The 1,826-nt window shown below is 60.2% G+C and carries 3 protein-coding genes; all 3 read left to right on the top strand.

The window, feature by feature from the left end:
• Positions 1-267 precede the first annotated feature (267 nt).
• On the top strand, positions 268-459 hold the full coding sequence (locus ACE3SS_RS15655) for a hypothetical protein (protein WP_374595540.1): 192 nt from the start codon (positions 268-270) through the stop codon (positions 457-459).
• On the top strand, positions 459-911 hold the full coding sequence (locus ACE3SS_RS15650) for a DUF2924 domain-containing protein (protein ID WP_374595538.1): 453 nt from the start codon (positions 459-461) through the stop codon (positions 909-911). Before ACE3SS_RS15655 ends, ACE3SS_RS15650 begins: the two co-directional genes overlap by 1 nt.
• Positions 908-1,826: recombinase family protein (locus ACE3SS_RS15645; protein ID WP_374595536.1), on the top strand; the 919-nt coding region annotated here is incomplete at its 3' end. The genes ACE3SS_RS15650 and ACE3SS_RS15645, both read left to right, overlap by 4 nt.

Below are 1,826 nucleotides of genomic sequence, written 5' to 3'. Positions count from 1 at the left end.
CCAGTAGGCAGGTGAAATCTCAAGCTGACGCGCGAAGTCGTTCATCTGTATCTGCTTCTCTTCGCGCTTCTTGCGAATGAAGTCTCCGAAAGGCATGGCCGTTTCCTAATTGCGTAATTGGTTAATTTCAAGATCATAGGGCCAAGACGTGCGCCGGTCAACTGTTTCGTAAACGCGCAATTTCCTGCTCCGATTACCCTGCGTTGCCATCCTGTCCGAAGGATCAGGTTCACTATTTCTGACGGTTGCTATTCCCTGGAGCCCGTCATGAAAAACCTCGAACTTGCATCTCCAGCAGAGATGTCCGCCAGCGCCCGCGCTGGTGAAATCACCGCCATCCTTGCGGCCGCCATCGTCCGCACCATCGTGGCAAACGAGCCGAAAGCCAGAGAAGTTGGCCTTGGCTTACTGCTCAACCAGCGCGTTCATACAACCCCCTATCAACAGGAGAAGTTGTGATGAACGAGAAACAAGCATCCGTCGCCGCGCAGATCGCGGCGCTGTCCAACCTGCCGATCGCTGAGCTTTGGCCAGTGTGGGATCGGTACTTCAGTAGCCGCCCCATCAACCCCAACCGCGCCTTCATCGAGTCGCGTATCGCCTACAAGATGCAGGAGGAGGCCTTCGGTGGATTGTCGAACAACACCCGCCAGCGGTTGGAGGCCATCGGTGCCAAGCATTCCAAAATCAAGCTGCGGGCGCGGCCTCGCGACATCAACTTCGCGCCCGGCACTGTCCTGCTGCGCGAATGGGGCGAGAGTGAGCACAAGGTGGTGGTCACTGCCGAAGGTCTGTTCGAATACGAGGGCAGTACCTTCAAGAGCCTGACGGCTGTGGCCCGGCAGATCACTGGCACGCATTGGTCGGGCCCGCTGTTCTTTGGCCTGAACGGCAAGGCAGGTGCGCAATGAGTGACGCCCCCCAAATCGCCTCTCCCAAGACACGCAAACGCTGCGCGGTCTACTGCCGGGTGTCGTCGGACGAGCGCCTTGACCAGGAATTCAACTCCATTGATGCGCAAAAGGAGGCTGGCCACGCTTTTGTAGCCAGCCAGCGCGCCGAGGGCTGGATTCCGGTGGCCGACGACTACGACGACCCCGGGTTCTCCGGCGGCAACACGGCCCGGCCCGGGCTGAAACGCCTGATGGCGGATATCGAGCGAGGCCAAATCGATATCGTGGTGGTCTACAAGATCGACCGCCTGACGCGCAGCCTTGCCGACTTCTCCAAGATGGTCGAGGTGTTTGAGCGCCACGGCGTGTCGTTCGTGTCGGTCACGCAGCAGTTCAACACCACCACCTCGATGGGGCGGTTGATGCTCAACGTGCTGCTGTCCTTCGCCCAGTTCGAGCGCGAGGTCACCGGCGAGCGCATCCGCGACAAGATCGCTGCCAGCAAACGCAAGGGGATGTGGATGGGCGGCGTGCCACCCCTGGGCTACGACGTTGAGAACCGCCTGCTGGTGATCAACGACACTGAGGCTGCGGTGGTGCGTCGCATCTTCGAAGAGATGCTGACCATCGGCTCGCCCACCCAGATCGCCGCCAACCTGACGCTGGATGGCATCACCACCAAGGCTTGGACGACACAAGACGGTCAGACACGGGCAGGCACGCGCATCGACAAGAAGTATCTGCACAAGCTGCTGCGCAACCGCATCTACCTCGGGGAGTTGTCGCACAAGGGCAGTTGGTACCCGGGCGTGCATCAAGCCATCATCGATCCAGGGCTGTGGGGGCGAGTTCACGAGGTGCTGGCCAAGGATGGTCACACTCGGTCGGTGGAAACCAAGATCAGGTCGCGCACTGACGCCTTGCTGCGCGGTC

It is taken from the genome of Aquabacterium sp., from assembly GCF_041915145.1.
GTDB lineage: Bacteria > Pseudomonadota > Gammaproteobacteria > Burkholderiales > Burkholderiaceae_C > Aquabacterium.
This window is presented reverse-complemented; position numbering and strand designations above follow the sequence as displayed.

Coding starts and splice junctions, on each gene's coding strand:
- ACE3SS_RS15650 (WP_374595538.1), top strand. CDS start 459: ATGAACGAGAAACAAGCATCCGTCGCCGCGCAGATCGCGGCGCTGTCC.
- ACE3SS_RS15655 (WP_374595540.1), top strand. CDS start 268: ATGAAAAACCTCGAACTTGCATCTCCAGCAGAGATGTCCGCCAGCGCC.